The 18,241-nt window shown below is 67.1% G+C and carries 17 protein-coding genes and 2 pseudogenes; 9 read left to right on the plus strand and 10 right to left on the minus strand.

Features of this window, described 5'->3' with window-relative positions; all coding sequences use genetic code 11:
* Positions 1-75: 75 nt before the first annotated feature.
* A complete protein-coding gene (locus RS901_RS00205) occupies positions 76-1,278 on the plus strand; it encodes a DUF2863 family protein (RefSeq protein ID WP_316150801.1) in 1,203 nt (400 codons plus the stop codon).
* 66 nt (positions 1,279-1,344) lie between these two features.
* Here RS901_RS00205 and trmB read toward each other — a convergent pair whose 3' ends face one another.
* Positions 1,345-2,031: a tRNA (guanine(46)-N(7))-methyltransferase TrmB gene (gene trmB / locus RS901_RS00210; RefSeq protein ID WP_316150802.1), complete on the minus strand. Its 687-nt coding sequence runs from the start codon at positions 2,029-2,031 to the stop codon at positions 1,345-1,347.
* A gap of 137 nt (positions 2,032-2,168) precedes the next feature.
* On the opposite strand from trmB, the gene RS901_RS00215 reads away from it, so the two are divergent.
* Positions 2,169-3,800: an ABC transporter substrate-binding protein gene (locus tag RS901_RS00215; protein WP_316150803.1), complete on the plus strand. Its 1,632-nt coding sequence runs from the start codon at positions 2,169-2,171 to the stop codon at positions 3,798-3,800.
* Between the two features lie 52 nt (positions 3,801-3,852).
* Here RS901_RS00215 and RS901_RS00220 read toward each other — a convergent pair whose 3' ends face one another.
* The 3 genes and pseudogenes from RS901_RS00220 to RS901_RS00230 form a co-directional block, all read right to left on the minus strand.
* A complete protein-coding gene (locus RS901_RS00220) occupies positions 3,853-4,725 on the minus strand; it encodes a spermidine synthase (RefSeq protein ID WP_316150805.1) in 873 nt (290 codons plus the stop codon).
* A gap of 58 nt (positions 4,726-4,783) precedes the next feature.
* Positions 4,784-5,533 (minus strand): annotated as a pseudogene (locus RS901_RS00225) (tetratricopeptide repeat protein); the annotation flags it as partial.
* A gap of 74 nt (positions 5,534-5,607) precedes the next feature.
* The gene (locus tag RS901_RS00230; protein WP_316150806.1) at positions 5,608-6,744 is read right to left on the minus strand and encodes a PLP-dependent cysteine synthase family protein; all 1,137 of its coding nucleotides are present in this window, start codon (positions 6,742-6,744) and stop codon (positions 5,608-5,610) included.
* A 327-nt stretch (positions 6,745-7,071) separates the two neighbouring features.
* On the opposite strand from RS901_RS00230, the gene RS901_RS00235 reads away from it, so the two are divergent.
* From RS901_RS00235 to RS901_RS00245, 3 genes and pseudogenes are all read left to right on the plus strand, one after another.
* Positions 7,072-7,338 (plus strand): HPr family phosphocarrier protein, encoded by a 267-nt coding sequence (locus tag RS901_RS00235; RefSeq protein WP_316150807.1) that lies wholly within the window; start codon positions 7,072-7,074, stop codon positions 7,336-7,338.
* Positions 7,335-8,204, plus strand: a complete 870-nt coding sequence (locus RS901_RS00240) for a fused MFS/spermidine synthase (RefSeq protein ID WP_316150808.1) — start codon at positions 7,335-7,337, stop codon at positions 8,202-8,204. Before RS901_RS00235 ends, RS901_RS00240 begins: the two co-directional genes overlap by 4 nt.
* A gap of 55 nt (positions 8,205-8,259) precedes the next feature.
* A pseudogene (locus tag RS901_RS00245) lies at positions 8,260-9,069 on the plus strand (YoaK family protein); the annotation flags it as partial.
* Between the two features lie 44 nt (positions 9,070-9,113).
* Here RS901_RS00245 and RS901_RS00250 read toward each other — a convergent pair.
* The 3 genes from RS901_RS00250 to RS901_RS00260 all read right to left on the minus strand — a co-directional run bounded on the left by RS901_RS00250 (position 9,114) and on the right by RS901_RS00260 (position 10,879).
* Positions 9,114-9,551, minus strand: coding sequence for a universal stress protein (locus tag RS901_RS00250; protein WP_316150809.1), 438 nt, complete (start codon positions 9,549-9,551; stop codon positions 9,114-9,116).
* A 245-nt stretch (positions 9,552-9,796) separates the two neighbouring features.
* Positions 9,797-10,156 (minus strand): alpha/beta fold hydrolase, encoded by a 360-nt coding sequence (locus tag RS901_RS00255; protein ID WP_410054139.1) that lies wholly within the window; start codon positions 10,154-10,156, stop codon positions 9,797-9,799.
* Between the two features lie 87 nt (positions 10,157-10,243).
* The gene (locus tag RS901_RS00260) at positions 10,244-10,879 is read right to left on the minus strand and encodes an MFS transporter (RefSeq protein ID WP_316150812.1); all 636 of its coding nucleotides are present in this window, start codon (positions 10,877-10,879) and stop codon (positions 10,244-10,246) included.
* Between the two features lie 391 nt (positions 10,880-11,270).
* Between RS901_RS00260 and RS901_RS00265 the strand changes: the two genes are divergently transcribed.
* Genes RS901_RS00265 through RS901_RS00275 form a run of 3 tightly spaced genes read left to right on the plus strand, consistent with a single transcriptional unit; the run spans position 11,271 to position 13,292 of the window.
* The gene (locus tag RS901_RS00265) at positions 11,271-11,807 is read left to right on the plus strand and encodes a dienelactone hydrolase family protein (RefSeq protein ID WP_316150813.1); all 537 of its coding nucleotides are present in this window, start codon (positions 11,271-11,273) and stop codon (positions 11,805-11,807) included.
* A complete protein-coding gene (locus RS901_RS00270; protein WP_316150814.1) occupies positions 11,804-12,484 on the plus strand; it encodes a methyl-accepting chemotaxis protein in 681 nt (226 codons plus the stop codon). Before RS901_RS00265 ends, RS901_RS00270 begins: the two co-directional genes overlap by 4 nt.
* A 13-nt stretch (positions 12,485-12,497) precedes the next feature.
* The gene (locus tag RS901_RS00275; protein ID WP_316150815.1) at positions 12,498-13,292 is read left to right on the plus strand and encodes a type IV pili methyl-accepting chemotaxis transducer N-terminal domain-containing protein; all 795 of its coding nucleotides are present in this window, start codon (positions 12,498-12,500) and stop codon (positions 13,290-13,292) included.
* 18 nt (positions 13,293-13,310) lie between these two features.
* Here RS901_RS00275 and RS901_RS00280 read toward each other — a convergent pair whose 3' ends face one another.
* The 3 genes from RS901_RS00280 to RS901_RS00290 form a co-directional block, all read right to left on the minus strand.
* Entirely contained in the window at positions 13,311-13,823 is a 513-nt protein-coding gene (locus tag RS901_RS00280) for a DNA-deoxyinosine glycosylase (protein WP_316150816.1), read from the minus strand.
* Positions 13,824-13,896: 73 nt separating this feature from the next.
* Positions 13,897-15,801, minus strand: coding sequence for a molecular chaperone HtpG (htpG, locus tag RS901_RS00285; RefSeq protein WP_316150817.1), 1,905 nt, complete (start codon positions 15,799-15,801; stop codon positions 13,897-13,899).
* Between the two features lie 123 nt (positions 15,802-15,924).
* Entirely contained in the window at positions 15,925-17,475 is a 1,551-nt protein-coding gene (locus RS901_RS00290) for a PLP-dependent aminotransferase family protein (protein WP_316150818.1), read from the minus strand.
* Between the two features lie 84 nt (positions 17,476-17,559).
* Here RS901_RS00290 and RS901_RS00295 point away from each other — a divergent pair, with 84 nt between their 5' ends.
* Positions 17,560-18,237, plus strand: coding sequence for a VOC family protein (locus tag RS901_RS00295; protein ID WP_316150819.1), 678 nt, complete (start codon positions 17,560-17,562; stop codon positions 18,235-18,237).
* The last annotated feature ends 4 nt before the right edge of the window (positions 18,238-18,241 follow it).

Raw genomic sequence — 18,241 nt, forward strand, 5'->3', positions numbered from 1 at the left:
GCACGCATATTGCGGCCTGCGTGTCAACGCAACGAGTAGAATACCGTTTTACGCATAAACGGACGGTTTCTTTCTATGGCAGGTTTTCGCCCCAAGGCTTCCCCACGACTCTCCCCTGACGCCGAGCGTCTGGTGGCCGATGCGCTCGCCCTCGACGCTTCGGGCAGCCGCATGGAGGACGCGTACTGGGAACGGCGGCTCTCGCAGCGCCTGGGCCGCCTGCTGAAGAACGGGAGCCAGACCGCGCTCGACGCGGCGCTGGAACACCTGTTCAAGCACAATGCAGACGCCTCCGACGTACTGGCCGAGCAGGCCGAGACGCTCGCCGAATCCGCCACCATCGAGGTCGACGGCCAGCGCTATGACGCGCTGCTGATCGCCGCCCCGATCCTGGCGCACACGCGCTACGCCATTCCCTCCGGCTCGCTCAAGCCGGAGCTGGCGCAGACGCTGGCGGTGCACCTGCAGGCACATGTGCTGGCCACCGGCACCAGGGTCTCGCTGTCGCCCTACCTCTACAGCATCGACCAGCTGCCGCGCACGCACAGCGACACCTTTGCGCTGACGCACAAGCTGGCCGCGGCCGCCCTGGCCGGCACGGTACCCAAGGTCGACCTGCGCGACCTGCCCGAGACCGCGCCGATCCTGGCCGATCCGCGCTACCTGCTGGCCGTGGTGGTGGCCCCGCACGAGCAGGCGCTGTTCCGCTGGCAGGAAGACGCCAAGGAGCACCACGCCGAGCGCTCGACCTGCCTCGACCAATGGCGCACCCAGGTGCAGCCGTCGGTGGCGCTGCTGCTGCCGGGCTGCGAGTTCGAACTGCTGCTGCCCGACGCCTTCTTCCTGTCCTGCCGCGAGTCCGACAAGAGCATCCGCCCGCTGACCGTGCGCGCCGCGGTCAACTACCTGTGCGGCACGCTCGACATCTCCGCCGGCCAGCTGGCCGCGGTGGTGGCTGCCTTCGGCGAGGAAGTGGTCGAAGAATACCGCGTGGGCTTCACCATGCGCGGCGAGAAGGATGTGATCTACGGCATTGTGTGGCCGGTCTACGGCCGCGAAGCCGGCGAGGTCGATGCCGACGAAAAGGGCAACCCGCTCGAGCAGATCTGCGAGGAACTGCGCAACGCCGGCGTGGAAGACATCTTCCGCCACGCCGCGCTGTTCGATCCGGAATACTGCGAGGACTGCGGCACGCCGCTGTACGCGGACCGCAACGGCGAGATCGTGCACGCCGAACTGCCCGAGGACGCGCCGACGCAGCAGCCGCTGTTCCACTGACGCGCCCGGCTGCGCCAGGCAAAAAGATGGCCCGCATGCGCGGGCCGTTTCTCATTGGCGAGCCGCTCAGGCGGGCTTGCGCTCGCTGACGCAGCGCCACAAGCCATGGCCCGATGCGCCGTACTTGCGCTCGAACGGCGTCATCGGCTGCGCCGGCGCCCACGCCTCCACCTGCGCCGGGCGCCCGACCAGTGCCAGCGCCTGGGCAAACTCATCGATATAGACGCGCCAGTTGCTGCGGCACTCCAGGTAGTCGCCGCAGGCAGCCAGCGCCGGGAACACCGCATGCCCGTGCCAGCGCCGCCCCAGATGGCCGATCTTGGGCCACGGATTCGGGTACAGCACGTAGTGGCGCGCCACCGGCACGGCCTCGGCCTGCAGCAGGCGCCAAGCATCGACCAGGTCGGCCCGCGCCCAGCAGAAGTTGGCGGGCATCGGCGCCTCGCCCCACCAGTCCTTGCCGGCGGCCAGGCGCTTCTCGGACTGGTCGATGCCGATCACGAAGTGGTCCGGGAACGCCGTCGCCAGCCGCAGCGTGCTTTCGCCCACGCCGCAGCCCGCATCCAGGATCAGCGGCGCGCCGCCGGCCTGCTGCCAGCTTTGCAGCGCCGCGCCGAGCTCGCGCCGGCTGGCTTCGCCAATGGGCTTGCGGAACGGCTCGGCCAGGTGGCGCGCGACGCGCGCGGCCAGGTGTTCGTGGACATCGGCCTGGGCCGAGACAATGGTGCGGGAATTGGCAAACATGGGCGCCATTCTAACGGCGCCGCCCCGCATCGGCTTGGCAGCCCGCGCCAAAGGCTGCAACCAAGCCACTTTAGCGGCACAATGCGGGACAAACCCGCCTGAGAACCCGGCCGCGCCCGCGCGGACCCGTACGAGGAGCCAGCCAGATGACACCGACCCACGCCCTGCCGCCGCAACGTCCGCCCCGCCGCCCTGCCCGCCGCGCCGTGCTCCATGCCGCCACCGCGCTAGTGCTGGGCAGCGCCGCCTTCACGCTGCTGCCGGCGGGTGCCGCCCACGCCGAAGACCTGCGCATCGGCCTGGCGGCCGACGTGACCTCGATGGACCCGCACTGGAACAACTCGGGCCCCAACAACGCCATCGCGCTGCATGTGTTCGAGTCGCTGGTGTTCATGGACAAGAACGCGCGCTACATCCCCGGCCTGGCGTTGTCCTGGAAGCCGGTCAACGCCATCACCTGGGAGATCAAGCTGCGCCCCAACGTGAAGTGGCACGACGGCTCGCCCTTTACCAGCGAGGACGTCAAGGCCTCGCTGGAGCGCCCGGAGAAGCTGGTCAACAGCCCGGGCTCGTTCACCAGCTATACCAAGCCGATCGCGCGCATCGACACTCCCGACCCGCTGACGGTGCGCCTGACCATGAGCGTGCCCAACTACGCCAACCTGGCCAATGACCTGAACAGCGTGCCGATCATGCCGAAGAAGGTCGCCGCCACGCTGACGCAGGCGGACTTCGACTCAGGCAAGGCGATGATAGGCACCGGCCCGTTCAAGTTCGTGCGCTTTGCGCGCGGGCAGGAAATCGTGATGGAGCGCAACCCCAACTACTGGGGCCCCAAGCCCGAGTGGGACCGCGCCATCTTCCGCATCATCACCGACAACGGCGCGCGTTCGTCCGCGCTGCTGGCGGGCGATGTCGACGTGATCGAGAGCGTGCCGTCGGCCGACGTCGCCAAGCTGAAGCAGAACCCGAAGTTCAAGATCGAGCAGCAGGTGTCATGGCGCACCATCTTCTGGCAGATGGACCAGTCGCGCGACAACCCGCCCTTTGTCACCGACAAGGCCGGCAAGCCGCTGGGCAAGAACCCGTTCAAGGACGCACGCGTGCGCGCCGCAATCAGCAAGTCGCTGAACCGCGATGCCATCGTCAGCCGCATCATGGAAGGACTGGCGGTGCCGGCATCGTCGATCGTGTCGCCGCAGATCTTCGGGCATCCGGGCACCAAGCCTGAAGCCTATGACCCGGAAGGCGCGAAAAAGCTGCTGGCCGCCGCAGGCTACCCCGACGGCTTCGGCCTGACGCTGCACGCCACCAACAACCGCTACCTGAACGACGCCGCGGTGGCGCAGGCCACCGCCAGCATGCTGACGCGCATCGGCATCCAGACCAAGGTGGAGACGTTGCCGGTGGCGGCCTACTTCACGCGCGCACGCCAGGGCGAGTTCGCCTTCCAGATGCTGGGCTGGGGTTCGGCCGCGGCCGACGTGGCACTGCGCTCGATCACCGGCACGCCCAACCCCAAGACCGGCTATGGCACCTGGAACTGGGGCAAGTACAGCAACCCGCAACTGGACCAGCTGATCGAGAAGTCGCTGACCACTGTCAGCAGCGACAAGGCGCGTGAAGAGAATGCCCGCATCGCGGCCAAATTTGCGCTGGCCGACCACGCGATCATTCCGTCGCACAGCCAGCTGGCGATGTGGGCGATGAAGAAGGGACTGAAGTACGAGGCGCGCACCGACGAGTGGTCACTGGCGCAGTTCTTCCACAAGGAGTGAGCGCGGAGCTGCCTGCAGCCGCTCTCCCGCGCAGCGGGAGAGCGGCAGTTCCTCAGATCTTCAACCGCTCTTCCTGCCGCACATTCGCCGCGCGCAGTTTCTGCACCCAGTCGCGCGCCGGCAGGCCGGTGGCCTTTTCCACCACCTCGGCACGCCCCTCCAGCGCTTCCCACGACACATCGATATCCGGTCCGTTGAAGGCCATCGCGATGATGTTGCCGTCATGCACTTCCGGGAACACCAGCACGCGGTTGTCGAAGGCATCGCAGATGCGTTCGATATTCTTCGGAAAGCTGTCGTGGTCGCCGAACAGGTTGATGGTCATCACCCCGGGTGCCTTCAGCGTGCGACGGCAGGCGCGGTAGAACGCGGTGGTGTCCAGCACCGGGCCGCGTGCGGTGGCGTCGTACAGGTCCACCTGCAGCACGTCGATAGCGCCGGCGTGGGTGCCGTCCATGACGTAGTCCCAGGCATCCTGCTCGCGCACGGTCAGGCGCGCATCGTCCTCGCGCAGGCCGAACATGCTGCGCCCGGCGATGATCACCGCGGGGTTCAGCTCCACCGCGGTCACGCGCGCGCGGCTGAACTGGCGGTGGCAGAACTTGGTCAGCGCCGCGGCCCCCAGGCCAAGCTGCACCACGTGGAATTCTTCAACGGATGGCGACAGGAACAGCAGCCAGGCCATCATCTGCTGCGCGTATTCCAGCTCTATCGCATCGGGCTTGCGCAGGCGCATCGCGCCCTGCACCCACTCGGTGCCAAAGTGCAGGTAGCGCACCCCTTCCATTTCCGAGAAGGTCACCGGTGCGAAGCGCGGCGTCATGCGCTTTTCTTCGCGTGCCGGCGCCGCGCCACGGGTGCGGGTGCCACGTGCCGGACGGCGCGAGGCCACGGCTTCAATCGATTTGCGTTTCAGTAGGGTCATGTTGTCGAGAAAGGCGTTCAGCACCCGTTCCAGCATGGATGGGGAGAAACGCGGATTCCTTGCCCAGCGCCGACTGCGCGCGCTGCAGCCATTCGCGGTTGTGATCGCGGGCGTGGCGCGGCCAGTGGCGGGCGTCGTGGACGATATCGGCATAGAGCTGCTGCGCGCGTTCGCGGTCGGCGGCGTCGGGCTGCGCCGCCAGCCAGTCGGCAAAGAGGCAGCGCGGCGCGGCATCGCTGGCGCTGGTCAGCGCCTGCTCGAACGCGGCCCGCGTGCCGGATGCACCGGTGGCCGCCAGCGCGCGCGCAAACAGCAGGGCCGGATCGGGCTGCTGGCGCGACTGCGGATTGGCGGCGAACAGCTTCTCCAGCGTTGCCAGCGCGCCGGCGGCATCGTTGGTGGCGAACTGCGCCTGTGCCAGTCCCTGCAGCAGCGCCGGATCGGTCGCAAACGGTCCGTTGGCCGCTGCCTGGTAGTGCTGCAGGGCTTCCGACGGCTCCCCGGCTGCCAGCAGTGCGGCGCCCAGGCGCATGCGGTGCGCCACCGTCGGGGCGCGGTCAAAGTCTGAGCGGGCCTCGCGCACCGCGCGGTTCGGATCGACCAGTTGCGTGATGGCACGCGTGGCCGCACGCGCGCCGCGCGACTGGCGCAACCCGGGCAGGTAGATCGCGAAGAAATACACCACGCTGCCCAGCCCCGGGAACAGGAACAGGATCAGCAGCCAGTACATGTTCTGGTGCGTGCGCACCGCGTGCACCGCAAAGAACAGTGCGACGATGATATGGATGCTGATGCCGAAGATACGCATAGGGTATTCACCTTTAGATCAATGGCCGGCGCGCCGGCCGCCGGCATTGTGACAGAAAGGCACGGCGACGGGTTTCAGCCGCCCGCCGGAATGCCGGCGCCGGCCGACTGCAGCCCCGCCACCGCCTGCGGCGTCAGCACGGCCTCGCCATTGACCGCGCGCGCCACCAGCGCATCGGCCGCCTCGATGGCAATGCCCTGCGCGGAGTACCAGGCATCGTCGTAATAGGTGTTGCCGTAGCGTTCGCCGCTGTCGCACAGCAGGCTGACGATGGCGCCGCCCTCACCCGCCGCGTGCATCTGCTGGGCCAGGTACAGCACGCCGACGAAATTGGTGCCGGTGGACCCGCCCACGCGGCGCCCGAAGCGCCCGGCGAGGTAGCGCATGGCCGCGAACGAGAGCCCGTCCGGCACCTTCAGCATGGCGTCGATGCAGGTCGGGATGAATGAATGCTCCACGCGCGGCCGGCCGATGCCTTCAATGCGCGAGCCCTCCGCCAGGGACAGGTCCGGCTGCGGCTTGCCCTCCAGGCAGCTGCGGAAGTAGTCGAAGAACACCGAGTTCTCCGGGTCCGCGCACAGCACGCGGGTCTGGTGGCGGCGATAGGCCACATAGCGCCCCAGCGTGGCGATGGTGCCGCCGGTGCCGCCGCTCGATACCAGCCAGGCCGGCACCGCATGCTCTTCCTGCGCCATCTGCTTGAAGATCGACTCGGCGATATTGTTGTTGGCACGCCAGTCGGTGGCGCGCTCGGCGTAGGTGAACTGGTCCATGAAATGCCCACCCGTCTCCTGCGCGATGCGGCGCGAGGCCGCGTAGATCTCGGACGGGCTGTCCACCAGGTGGCAGTGCCCGCCGTAGAACTCGATCGCCTCGATCTTGGCGCGCGAAGTGCCTGCCGGGATCACCGCCACGAACGGCAGCCCGAGCAGCCGCGCAAAGTAAGCCTCGGAGATCGCCGTCGAGCCGCTGGACGCCTCCACCACCGTGCTGCCCTCATGCAGCCAGCCGTTGCACAGCGCGTACAGGAACAGCGACCGCGCCAGCCGGTGCTTGAGGCTGCCGGTCGGATGGCTGGACTCGTCCTTGAAATAGACGCGGATGTCAGGGTAGCCCGGCAGGTCCAGCGGGATCAGGTGGGTGTCGGCGGACCGGTTGAAATCCGCATCGATCTTGCGGATGGCCTCATGGGTCCAGTCGGAAAGGGGCATGGCAGTGTTCCGGGCAGGCCGGACATCAGGACAGACCGTCAGGATGCCAGAAGCGCACGCCACAAATCCAGTTTCCGGGATGGACCGGCAGCCTGGCACAGCCCGCAAAGGGCGGCTTCTCCACACCCGCGGCATCGGGCATGGCATTTCCTGCCCGGATGCAGCCACCGGCGCGGGCGCTGGGATATGATAATAGGATTAACATCATATGTGACTGCAACAGATGTCCCCGATGTCCGCGATACCCGGGAGCGCCACCCGCCATCTTGCCCGCCCCAGCCAGCCGACCGGTCCCGCCCTCCGGGCCCTGCATTGCGCAAGGCTGCCGTGATCGAGGCCACCCTCAACATCGCCGCCGGCAAGGGTTTCCAGGGACGTGGCTCGGCGCGCGTGAGCCTGGTGGCCAGCCGCTTTGCCAGCCGCATCGTGCTGGTCACGGACTCCGGCTCGGCCGATGCGCACGACGTGATGGCCGTCATGCGCCTGCGCACGCCGCCTGGCACGGTGCTGCGCATCCAGGCCGACGGCCCGGACGAAGTCGCCGCGGTCAGGGCCATCGCACGACTGCTCGGACCAGGGAACGGCCAGCCATGAACGAACGCAAGCCGGGCGCCGGTACCGGCATCGCCGCGGATAGCGGCCGCACGTCTTTTGAGTCGTATATGCGGTTCCTGGCCGAGGCCCCACGCGACGGCACGCCCGTGGTGCTGGAGACCGAGACTGCCCTGTCGCTGCACTTCGACGTGCTGGCTACGCAGAGCTTCATGTCGCGGCGCGATCCCGACCGGCTGGTGCTGGGCTACACGCGCACCATGATGGGATTCCTGCTGCTGCATCCGTCGCCGGCACGGATTTCAGTGATCGGGCTCGGCGGAGGCTCGCTGGTCAAGTATTGCTACCGGCACCTGCCTGCCACGCGGGTGGTCGCTGTCGAGATCGACCCCGCGGTGATCGCACTGCGCGAGCGCTTCCGCATTCCGCCCGACGATGCCCGCCTGCAGGTGGTCTGCGCCGATGGCGCCGAGTACGTCAAGGGCCGTGAAGCGCGCCCCGAGGTCATCCTCGTCGACGGCTTCCTGGCTGATGGCATGCCGCTGCAGCTTGGCTCTGCCGGCTTCTACGCGGCCTGCCACGCGCGGCTGGCCGACGACGGCGTGCTGGTCGCCAACTTGCTTGCAAGCGACCACGGCATGCCGCACTACCTGGGCGCGGTGCGCGCCGTGTTCGGGGCCTCGATGTCGGTCGCGCGCGCCGAGGACAGCTGCAACTACACGTTGTTTGCCTGGAAAGGCCCGCCCCGGCTGCCGTCGCTGCAGACGCTGCTGGCACGCGCACGGGTGCTGGAAGCCATGCATGCGCTGAAGCTGACACCGACTGCCCGCCGCATGAAGCGTGGCGAGCAGGTTGCCGCCGACCCCGACGCCTGGCACGCCCTTGCCCGGCCCCGGAACAGCCGGTAGCGGCAACGCAGGTCCTTCGCCTCCCTTCCCAATCCGCCAGACGCCGCCCATCGCCATGCCGATCCTGTACCTGCGCAAACTGACCGGGAAGCGGCGCAGCCCCCACGCCAACCGGCACCTGGCCGGCTACCTGTGCTTTGCCGCAGGCGCCATCAATGCCGGCGGCTTCCTGGCCGTGCAGCAATACACCTCGCATATGTCCGGCGTGGTCTCAGCCATGGCCGACAACCTGGCACTGGGCAGCTTCGCGCTGGTGCTGGACGGAGTCGGGGCGCTGCTGTCGTTTCTCGGCGGCGCCGCGTGCTCGGCGGTGCTGGTCAACTGGGGGCGGCGCGAGCGGCTGCACAGTGAATATGCACTACCGCTGGCGCTGGAGGCGGGGCTGCTGCTGTGCTTTGGCCTGATCGGCGGCAACCTTGGGCAGCACCAGTGGCTGTTCGTGCCAGCCACGGTGATGCTGCTGTGCTTCATCATGGGGCTGCAGAATGCCATGATCACCAAGCTCTCGAACGCCGAGATCCGCACCACCCACCTCACTGGCATGGTCACCGATATCGGCATCGAGCTGGGTAAGCTGTGCTACTGGAATGCAGCCGCGCCGGCGCGCACGCCATCACGCACACAAGCGCGCCCTCCGCCGCGCGTGCTCGCCAACCGGCGCAAGCTGCGCCTGCTGGTGGTGCTGGTCACGCTGTTCTTTGCCGGCGGCGTCACCGGCGCGCTGGGATTCAAGCGCCTGGGTTTCAGCGCCACGCTGCCGCTGGCCGCGCTGCTGCTGGCGCTGATCGCGGTGCCGCTGACCGACGACCTGCGCAGCCGCTGGCGCACAGGCTCACTGCCGCGCCTGGCGGCGCGGATGCGACAACGCGTGCAGGCGGGCGCGCTGCGCCGGCGGCGCTAGGCGCCCGCCTACCGGTAGACCAGCACCGGAATCTTGCTGTGGGTCAGCACCTTCAGGGTTTCGCTGCCGATCAGCATGCCCTGGACCCCGCGCCGCCCGTGTGAGGCCATCACGATCAGGTCGCAGCCCTTTTCCTCGGCCGTCTTGATGATGGCCTCGTAGGGATGGTCATTGACGACGTATGCCGTTTCACAGGGCACGCCCGCGGCGCCGGCCTCGTCGGCCAGTCCGCGCAGGTAGCGGGTTGCGTCTTCCCTAGCTTGCTTCACGTAGGTTTCGCGCGTGTCCTCCAGCATCTCGACCTGGTAGGTCAGGACATGGTAGTTCGGACAAACCCGCACCGCGGTGGTACGCGCCCCCATGTCCCGCGCCAGCATCAGGGCCTTGCGGAACGCCGCTTCAGACAGGTCGGAGCCATCGACCGCCAGCAGGAGATGCTTGAACATGATTGCCTCCTTGCCTGCATAGTTGCCGGCTAAGGCGCTCACTTCCGATGCGTCATCGCCATGCGTCCGAAAGTGCGAGCCCGCAAGGCGCACAAAGAGCGACCGATACCTCCGGTTTCGAATGATTCGTCACTCGACTCCAGTATAGGTGCGCCATGGCCCACGGCAATCCGGCATGCGTCACATGCGCACGGGTGGATTCAATACCGGCGATTTGCGAAACCGTTGGCTGGCCGCGGGCCGCGTCAGGGCCGACCAGGGTCGCGCCGGATCGCTGCGGAATCCTTCGTCAGCCATGCGGCAATAGCGTCGGCCACCGCTTGCGGCGCTTCCATGGTGATCATGTACCCCGCATCCTCTATCACTTCAAGCCGCGCCGCCGGGATCCGCCCGCGCATGTCCACGTGGCTGTCCAGGGGGTTCCAGTGATCCTGGCGGCCGCACAGCAGCAGCGTCGGGCAGGTAATGGCCGGCAGCAGCGCCGATGCGTCCGGAGGCCCGAGCAACGCCCGCACCTGCGCGGCAAACTGTGTGGGGGTGCTGCGCCCGATCATGTCGGGAATCTCATCGAACAGCAGCGAGCCGACGCGATCGGGATGCACCATGCCCAACCGTGCCGGAGGTAGCCAGCAAACCCACCGTGCTGCCCGCGCCATAGCGGCGGACGATGTCATCCACGATCGCAATGCGGCTCAGGCTGCCACGCCGGCGGCCTCGCCGGATTCGCCAGCATGGCTGCCCGGGCGCCACGTGAGCGCCACCGCCAGCGCGCCCAGGGCGGATACCAGCAGTGCCGCGTAGGGCAGCACGTAGGAGCCGGGCACCACGTCCATCAGCACGCCGATCAGCGCCGGCGAAATCGCCGCTGCGAGCTGGCCGCCAAAGTTGATGATGCCGGCGGCCGAGCCCACCGATTCATCCGGAATATGCTTGAGCGGGATGGCAAAGACCGTGCCATACACCACCGTGTAGCCCATCAGCGCAAGCGTCCACAGCGTGAGCATCGCCGGCAGCGATTCGGCATAGGCCGTCAGCGCGATGAAGACGGCCATGGCGGTGGCGCCGACGGCCATGAACACGCGTTCGCGCCCCTGGCCGACCTTGTCGAGCAGCCAGCCCACCACGAGCAGGCAGCCCACCACGAGCAGGCAGGCAAAGGCCACCACATAGGGCACCGCCGAGGCGATGCCGAACAGCACGCGGACCACGAACAGCATGGCAAAGGTGGTGGCCATGCCCGTGGCCCCGGTGAAGACCGACCAGCACGCCACCGAGAACACCAGGATGACCGCGCGCACCGAAGCGATCGCCCAGCCAGCCAGCGGCAAGCTGCATGAGCGCGTAGCTCACATAGAAGGCGCTCAGCAGCAGGCCGGCCGAACGCGCGTCGAGCCAGTGGCGCGCTCACGGCGATCACTTCGTCGGCCGTGGCGGCGCGAGCCGGTGGATAGTAGAGGCCCGTCGACATGCCGATGGCACCCGCCTCCAGTGCCTCGGCCAGGTCCTGCGCCATGCGGTCGGCTTCGCGCCCAGTGGCCGCCCGGTCGAGCCTGCCCATATGGCGCACGCGCAATGTCGAATGGCCGACCAGGCAGGCCGCGTTGAGCGCCGGCCCCACGGCCTCCAGTGCGTCGAGGTAGCTGGCAAAACGCTCGAAGCGCCAGGCGTCGTCGCCCAGCAGGTCCAGCGGTGCCGGCGGGTTATCGGTCAGCAGCGGAGATGCCCCGCTCCGTCCTGCTCACCGACATACTGACCCTGATCGGCGACGCCGACGACTGGACGCCCGCCGCGCGCTGCGAACGCTGGCGCGATATCGTGATGAAGCACGGCCATACGGTCGAGATTATCGTCTACCACGGCGCCGTACATGGCTTTGACACGAGCCGTCCGCCCCGTGCCTTCGCCGGGCACATCGTCGGTCAGGATCCCGCTGCCGCCGAGGATGCCATCGCGCGGACGCAAGCCTTTTTCCGGCAGCGCCTGATGGGCGCCATAGCCAATTGCTCCGGGAGCAACCAGCGTGATCTATGGCATAGATATTGCGTAGAGGACACACGGGCCAACGGCGGCCTTGAAACAAGCTGGCAAGTCGCGATGACATGCTCCGAAAAGGAGCATCCCGGGCAACGACGCCCCGAAGCGAATGGACCACGAACCGGACAACCGGTTCGCAGGCATCTCGCTTCGGGGCGCTTTTGCTTTGCCGGTCAGCGCGGTTTGCGTCTGCGTCGACACTACTTGCAAGGCATGGCATGAACGCTCTCTCTACTCAGTCACCCGAGACCGAAGTGTCCGCCGAAACCATCGGCGCATTGATCAACCTTTCCGGAAGGCAGCGCATGCTGTCGCAACGGATCGTCCTCCAGTTGTTGCTCGCTTCGCGGGGGGACGCTGCGGCGCTCGATATCGCACGCAAGTGCCTGTCAATGTTCGAGTCGGCGCATTCGGATCTCGTGACGGGCAATGAGCGTTTCCCCGGCACATTCTCCGGCGCCTTGCAGCAACTGTACTTTGGCAGTGCGCGCGCTGACGCGCGTATCCGTGAATTCATCGCCCGGGTCAGAACAGCGATAGACGCACCCCAGGCCGACACCAGCCGGCAAGCGTCATCCCTCGATGTGCTTGTGACGCAGGCCACGCCAATACTTGAACTGCTGCAGACCGTCACGCAGGCCTACCAGGAGGAAATGCACCGTTGCGAAGTCGCTGTGCGCAAACGCCAGACCGACCTCGCCGATCGCCTCAGCGGTATTTCGATGCAGGCGAACATCGTCGCAATGAATGCGCGCATCTCGGCGGCGCGGGCGGGAGAGTACGGCAGGGAGTTCTCGGTGATCACGCAGGTGCTTGCGAACATCATCAAGGAAATGGATCAGCTGATCCGCCACGTCGTCGGCTCGAACGATGCGCCCAAAGGATCAACCAGAGTTTGATGCGGAGACGCCCTTGAAACGTTACCTCTGTTCCTTCTGCCTGATTGTCTGCAGCGTCCTGGCGCTGGCCCTGGCCGGGACCGCTGCCGCCGAAACGCTGACGATCAACGCGGCGATCAACAAAGCGGGCCGCCAGCGCATGCTGTCTCAGCGCATGGCCAAGGCTTACTGCCAGGTTGGCCTTGGCGTTGAAGTCGAACGTTCGAAGAAGATTCTCGAGCAGTCCGCGGCGCTCTTCGACAAGCAGCTCATGGAGCTGAAGGCGTTCGCGCCCACGCCGGAGATCAAGGACACCTACGCCAGGCTCGAGCAGACATGGATTCCCTATAAACAGTTGCTGTCCGGCGGCAATCCGAATCCCGATAGCGCGAAAACCATCGCTAAAATGAGCGAGGACGTGCTGAAGCTTGCGCAACAGGGAACCCTCCTGCTCGAGAAACATACCGGCACCGCGACGGGTAAGCTGATCAACGTTGCCGGCCGCCAGCGGATGCTCTCGCAGAAGATCGCCAAGATCAGCATGTTCCGCGCCTGGGGCATTACCTCCCCCCAGATGGCGCAGGATCTGGACACGGCTACCAGGGAATTCGCAGCCGCGCAGGAGCTTCTCACCTCGGCGCCGCAAAACACCGAGGCAATCCGTCGCGAACTGCTGCTGGCCGGCTCTCAGTGGCTGTTCTTTGAAGAGGCACTCAATCAGACCGGGGTCAGTCGCGCGGAACAGTTGAGAAACATCGCCACGACCAGCGAGCGCATTCTTCAGGTGATGGATGACGTCACCGGCATGTATGAAGAGATGCCCAGGTAACGTGGGTGCGTGAACGAGCTATGCCAGACGCGGCTCGACAGGCAGCCACGCTTGCAATGCCTGCCAGGCACGCAGCTTTTCCGGGTAGGGCAAGGTATGGGCGGGACTACTGGAAGGAAGCTTGATGATCCGGTGATGGTCGTCATGCTGCCCAAGGGCCTTCAAACCGATACGCGCAGCAGTGCCGCCATTGAAGGCGATGACAGCCAGCCCGGGGAGTGATTCGATCAGGCTTGCCAGGTCGTTGCCGGCGTGATCCCGGATATTGCTGTCCAGGCTGCCCTCACGCTTCGCTTGCGCCACCACGTCCCACAGACCGACGTGATGCGCCAGAAGCGTTTGCAGCCGCGCGGCATAGTCCATGTGGACCAGGTCTTCACCCAGAACCTCACCGGTCAGACGCCAGAACTGATTCTGCCGATGCGCGTAATACTGGCTTTGCGCCAGTGACGCCTCGCCCGGCAGGCTGCCGAGAATAAGGATGCGCGTGCCGGCGTCAACGACAGGCGGGAAGCACCGCTTCAGCGTCATCGGTCACGCGCTCCGTTACAACACATTGAGATGGGAATCCCCCGCCGCGTGCGCGGCGAGGGCAGCCCGGGGGTCAGGCCAGCAGCTTGTTGACGCGCTGCACATACGCAGCCGGATCGTCCAGCATGCCGCCTTCGGCCAGCAGCGCCTGGTCGAACAGCACCTGCACGCGGTCGCTGAAGGCATCGCCCTCGGGGAGATCGCGCAGTTTCTGCACCAGCGCGTGTTCCGGGTTCAGTTCCAGGATCGGCTGGGCGTCCGGCGCCTTCTGGCCGGCCTGCTTCAGCAGGCGCTGCAGGTAGCCGCTCATGTCGCCTTCGTCAGAGACCAGGCACGAGGCCGACGCGGTCAGGCGCAGCGTCACTCGCACGTCCTTGGCCTTGCCGTCGAGCACGGCCTTGGCGCGTTCGACCACGTCCTTCCAGTCGGCCTCGGCCCTTTCCTGCTCGGCCTTCTCGGCTTCGTCGGCGAGCTTGCCCAGGTCCAGGTCGCCGCGCGCGACCGACACCAGTTCCTTGCCGTCGAACTCGCGCAGGAACGACAGCATCCATTCGTCGACGCGGTCGGTCAGCAGCACCACTTCGATCCCCTTCTTGCGGAACACTTCCAGGTGCGGGCTGTTCTTCGCGGCGGACCAGGTATCGGCCGTGACGTAGTAGATCTTGTCCTGGCCTTCCTTCATGCGGCCGACGTAGGCGGCCAGCGCCACGTTCTGCTCGGCGGTGTCGTTGTGCGTGGAGGCAAAGCGCAGCAGCTTCGCCACGCGCTCCAGGTTGGCCTGGTCTTCGCCGATGCCTTCCTTGAGCGCCTGGCCGAATTGCTGCCAGAAGGTGGTGTACTTGGCGCGCTCGGCTTCTTCTTCACTGTCGGCCAGCGTTTCCAGCATCGACAGCACGCGCTTGGTGCAGCCCTCGCGGATGGCCTTGACGTCGCGGCTTTCCTGCAGCAGTTCGCGCGATACGTTCAGCGGCAGGTCGGCGGAATCGACCACGCCCTTGACCCAGCGCAGGTAGCCCGGCAGCAGCTGGTCGGCATCGTCCATGATGAAGACGCGCTTGACGTACAGCTTCAGGCCGGCCTTGTGGTTGCGGTCCCACAGGTCGAACGGGGCGCGCGCCGGGATATAGAGCAGCTGGGTGTATTCGCTGCGGCCTTCCACGCGGTTGTGGGTCCAGGCCAGCGGCGTTTCGCTGTCGTGGTGCGCGATATGCTGGTAGAAGGCGGTGTACTGCTCGTCGGTGATGTCCGACTTGTTGCGGGTCCACAGCGCGCTGGCCTGGTTGACGCTTTCCCACTCGTCCGTGCGCTTGTAGGCGCTGGTCTCGGCATCCCACACCTCCTTGGGCATGCGGATCGGCAGCGAGATATGGTCCGAGTACTTCTGGATGATGCCCTTCAGGCGCCATGCCGAGAGGAAATCGTCCTCGCCCTCGCGCAGGTGCAGCGTGATGGTGGTGCCGCGCTCTGCGCGGGCGATGGCATCGATGGTGAACTCACCGTCGCCAGTGCTTTCCCAGCGCACCGCGTCTTCGGCGCCCAGGCCGGCGCGGCGCGTTTCCACCGTCACCTTGTCGGCAACGATAAAGGCCGAGTAGAAGCCCACGCCAAACTGTCCGATCAGCGCGGCGTCCTTCTGCTGGTCACCGGACAGCTGCTGGAAAAACTCCTTGGTGCCCGAGCGGGCGATGGTGCCGAGGTTGCGGATGGCCTCGTCGCGGCTCATGCCGATGCCGTTGTCGGTGATCGTCAGCGTGCGCGCCTGCGGATCGGCCTCGATGCGGATGGCCAGGTCGGCGTCGTTTTCCAGCAGGGACGGGTTCGCAATCGCCTCGAAGCGCAGCTTGTCGGTGGCGTCCGAAGCATTCGAGACCAGCTCGCGCAGGAAGATTTCCTTGTTGCTGTACAGCGAGTGGATCATCAGGTGCAGCAGTTGCTTCACTTCCGCCTGGAAGCTCATCGTCTCGTGCGGTGCGGTCATGGTTCTCCTCTTGGAAACAGGCGAATCTGGAAAGTGGGTGTGGCCACGGTCATGTGGCCGGTGCCGCCAGACATAGGGCCGCCCGGGCCGTTTTTCAAGGCCCGGGTGCTGCCGGGATGTGACTTAAAGGCGCTCGAGCTGGCGCGCCAGGAAGGCCAGCATGTCCGGGTGGCCGCTGCTGGCAACGTTGAAGCGCATCCAGCCCGACGGCATCTGCGACGGCGAGAACAGGCTGCCCGGGGCGAACAGGTAGCCCTCTTCATGCCCCGCGGTGGCGATCGCGTTGGTATCGCGGCCGGTATCGGCCCACAGGTACATGCCGGCGTGCTGACCGGGAAAGAGGCGCAGGCCCAGCCGCTCCAGCTCGCGCCGGGTTTCGTCGCGGGCGCGGTCCAGCCGGGTGCGCACGCGCTCCACATGCTTGCGGTAGTGGCCCTCGGTCAGCACCTTGTACAGCACGCGCTCGTTGATCTCCGGCGTGGCCAGCCCCGCCAGCAGCTTGCTGTCCGTCAGCGCCGACGCCATCTCCGGGTGCGCGGCGATAAAGCCCACGCGCAGGTTGGCCGCCAGGGTCTTGGAAAAGCTGCCCAGGTAGATCACCCGACGCAGCTGGTCCAGGCTGGCCAGCCGGGTGGCGGCGTGGCCGGGCGGGCACAGGTCGCAGTAGATATCGTCCTCGACGATCAGGAAGTCGTACTGCTCGGCCAGGCGCAGCAGCTGGAAGGCCTTGGCCGCCGACAGCGAGGTGCCGGTGGGGTTGTGCAGCACCGAGTTGATCACGAACAGCTTGGGCCGCCGTGCCTGCACGATGCGCTCCAGCGCCTCCAGGTCCGGCCCCTCGGCGGTGTACGGCACGCCGATCACCTGGGCGCCCTGCGCGGCAAAGCGGCCGAACATCACGAACCAGGCCGGGTCGCCCACCAGCACCGTGTCGCCGGGCTGCAGGTAGAGCCGCGCGATCAGGTCCAGGGCCTGGGTGATGCCCGAGGTCAGCACGATCTGCTCGGCGCTGGCACCGATCTCCAGTTCTTCCAGCCGGGTGCGCAGCTGCTGGCGCAGCGGCAGAAAACCCTGCGGCGTGCCGCTGGCCAGGAAATGGTTGCCGGGCTGGCGGCCCAGCCCGCGCAGCGCGCTGGCAATCAGTTCGCCGTCGAGCCAGTCATTGGGCAGGAAGCCCAGCCCGGGCGCCTTGTGCACCTCGGCGGTATGGAACATGCTGCGCAGCAGCCAGGTCACGTCGATATTGCGCGCCACCGCCACGCCGCCCGACACCGGCGCCGCGGGCGCGGCCGGGGCGCGCTCGCGCACGTAGAAGCCGGAGCCGCGGCGCGATTCCAGGTAGCCCAGCGCCACCAGCCGCTCATAGGCCTCGACCACGGTAAAGCGCGAGATGCCCTTCTCCTGCGCCAGCTGCCGGATCGACGGCATGCGCATGCCGGCGCGGAACACGCGCTCGTCGATGCGCATGCGGGCCCATTCGGTCAGCTGCTCGACCAGCGTCATCTGCGCCGAGGGGATCGGATCCGGGAAGCGCTCGGTGGGCGGCACCACCAGCCGCAGCGCGCGGCCGGAGGCATGCCCCGATGTGCTTTGGGCGTCGCCTCCGCTATCCTTCTGACGGGCGACGGTGGCGGTCTCGCTGCCGGCGTCGCCGTCCCTGCTGTTGGCATCCATGTGCTGCTCCCGCAACTGTACTGAATACGATCCGCTCAACTGTACCGGTACTGTACCGACTACCTTGTCTACCATCAAGCCAAGATGAAGCTCGCCCTCGATCACCTCGTCATCGCCGCGCCCGACCTGGACGCCGGCACGGACTACGTTGCCGGCCTGCTGGGCATTACGCCCCAGGGCGGCGGCGCGCACACGGCCATGGCCACGCACAACCGCGTGCTGGGCATGTTCGGCGGCGTCTACCTGGAAGTGATCGCGGTCGACCCGGCGGCAACGGCGCCGACCCGTGCGCGCTGGTTCGGCCTGGACACCGAGGCCGTGCAGCAGCGCCTGCGCGACGGCCCGTTCCTGCTGCACTGGGCCGCGCGCGTGGAACGCCCCGCCGACCTGGGCCGGTGGCAGGCGCAGTACCCGGAGCGCATCGCCCCGGTTATCCCGATGACCCGCGGCGGCCTGCACTGGCGCATCACCGTGCCCGAGGACGGCAGCCTGCCGGCCTGGCCGGGCGAAGCCGACAGCGCCGGCGATGGCCTGCTGCCCAGCCTGATCCAGTGGGACGTGGCCAGCTACCCCGGCGTCAGCCTGCCGCGGCAGGACCTGGCGCTGCGCAAGCTGTCCGGGCGCCACCCGCGTGCCGAACTGCTGCGCCAGGGGCTGGCCTGGCTGGGCGCCGCCCCCCTCATCGCCATCGAGCAGGCCGACGGCCCGCCCGAACTGATTGCCGAAATCGAAACCGCGCAAGGCATCCGCACCCTGCGCTAGCCAC

Origin of the sequence: Cupriavidus sp. BIC8F (assembly GCF_032465815.1) — a bacterium.
Taxonomy (GTDB): Bacteria; Pseudomonadota; Gammaproteobacteria; order Burkholderiales; family Burkholderiaceae; genus Cupriavidus; species Cupriavidus necator.

Excerpts from the sequence above, each read along its gene's own strand:
- RS901_RS00205 (WP_316150801.1), top strand. The coding sequence starts at position 76 with ATGGCAGGTTTTCGCCCCAAGGCTTCCCCACGACTCTCCCCTGACGCC.
- trmB (WP_316150802.1), bottom strand. The coding sequence starts at position 2,031 with ATGGCGCCCATGTTTGCCAATTCCCGCACCATTGTCTCGGCCCAGGCC.
- RS901_RS00215 (WP_316150803.1), top strand. The coding sequence starts at position 2,169 with ATGACACCGACCCACGCCCTGCCGCCGCAACGTCCGCCCCGCCGCCCT.
- RS901_RS00220 (WP_316150805.1), bottom strand. The coding sequence starts at position 4,725 with ATGACCCTACTGAAACGCAAATCGATTGAAGCCGTGGCCTCGCGCCGT.
- RS901_RS00230 (WP_316150806.1), bottom strand. The coding sequence starts at position 6,744 with ATGCCCCTTTCCGACTGGACCCATGAGGCCATCCGCAAGATCGATGCG.
- RS901_RS00240 (WP_316150808.1), top strand. The coding sequence starts at position 7,335 with ATGAACGAACGCAAGCCGGGCGCCGGTACCGGCATCGCCGCGGATAGC.
- RS901_RS00250 (WP_316150809.1), bottom strand. The coding sequence starts at position 9,551 with ATGTTCAAGCATCTCCTGCTGGCGGTCGATGGCTCCGACCTGTCTGAA.
- RS901_RS00255 (WP_410054139.1), bottom strand. The coding sequence starts at position 10,156 with ATGGTGCATCCCGATCGCGTCGGCTCGCTGCTGTTCGATGAGATTCCC.
- RS901_RS00265 (WP_316150813.1), top strand. The coding sequence starts at position 11,271 with ATGCCCCGCTCCGTCCTGCTCACCGACATACTGACCCTGATCGGCGAC.
- RS901_RS00270 (WP_316150814.1), top strand. The coding sequence starts at position 11,804 with ATGAACGCTCTCTCTACTCAGTCACCCGAGACCGAAGTGTCCGCCGAA.
- RS901_RS00280 (WP_316150816.1), bottom strand. The coding sequence starts at position 13,823 with ATGACGCTGAAGCGGTGCTTCCCGCCTGTCGTTGACGCCGGCACGCGC.
- htpG (WP_316150817.1), bottom strand. The coding sequence starts at position 15,801 with ATGACCGCACCGCACGAGACGATGAGCTTCCAGGCGGAAGTGAAGCAA.
- RS901_RS00290 (WP_316150818.1), bottom strand. The coding sequence starts at position 17,475 with ATGGATGCCAACAGCAGGGACGGCGACGCCGGCAGCGAGACCGCCACC.
- RS901_RS00295 (WP_316150819.1), top strand. The coding sequence starts at position 17,560 with ATGAAGCTCGCCCTCGATCACCTCGTCATCGCCGCGCCCGACCTGGAC.